General features: G+C 51.1%; 1 rRNA gene. It reads right to left on the bottom strand.

The features are described 5' to 3' along the window. Positions 1–1065, bottom strand: a 23S ribosomal RNA gene (locus tag ACFWP5_RS52510); the annotation flags it as partial.

Here is a 1065-nt window from a genome sequence, read left to right as displayed (position 1 = left end):
GGAAACCTTAGGCATTCGGTGGAAGGGATTCTCACCCTTCTTTCGCTACTCATACCGGCATTCTCACTTCTAAGCGCTCCACCAGTCCTTCCGGTCTGACTTCAACGCCCTTAGAACGCTCTCCTACCATCGACACCTAATGGTGTCAATCCACAGCTTCGGTGATACGTTTAGCCCCGGTACATTTTCTGCCCAGAGTCACTCGACCAGTGAGCTATGACGCACTCTTTAAATGGTGGCTGCTTCTAAGCCAACATCCTGGTTGTCTAAGCAACTCCACATCCTTTTCCACTTAACGTATACTTTGGGACCTTAGCTGGCGGTCTGGGCTGTTTCCCTCTTGACTACGGATCTTATCACTCGCAGTCTGACTCCCAAGAATAAGTATTTGGCATTCGGAGTTTGACTGAATTCGGTAACCCGTTGGGGGCCCCTAGTCCAATCAGTGCTCTACCTCCAATACTCTCATCTTGAGGCTAGCCCTAAAGCTATTTCGGAGAGAACCAGCTATCTCCAGGTTCGATTGGAATTTCTCCCCTACCCACACCTCATCCCCGCACTTTTCAACGTGCGTGGGTTCGGGCCTCCATTCAGTGTTACCTGAACTTCACCCTGGACATGGGTAGATCACCTGGTTTCGGGTCTACGACCTCATACTCATTCGCCCTATTCAGACTCGCTTTCGCTGCGGCTCCGCATCTTCTGCTTAACCTTGCACGGGATCGTAACTCGCCGGTTCATTCTACAAAAGGCACGCCATCACCCATTAACGGGCTCTGACTACTTGTAGGCACACGGTTTCAGGATCTCTTTCACTCCCCTTCCGGGGTGCTTTTCACCTTTCCCTCACGGTACTGGTTCACTATCGGTCACTAGGTAGTATTTAGCCTTGGGAGATGGTCCTCCCTGCTTCCGACGGGATTTCTCGTGTCCCGCCGTACTCAGGATCCACTCAGGAGGGAACGAAGTTTCAACTACAGGGTTTTTACCTTCTTTGACGGACCTTTCCAGGTCGCTTCATTTACCCCGTTCCTTTGTAACTCCGTATAGAGTGTCCTACAACTG

It is taken from the genome of Streptomyces sp. NPDC058469 (genome assembly GCF_042721125.1).
Taxonomy (GTDB): Bacteria; Actinomycetota; Actinomycetes; order Streptomycetales; family Streptomycetaceae; genus Streptomyces.
This window is presented reverse-complemented; position numbering and strand designations above follow the sequence as displayed.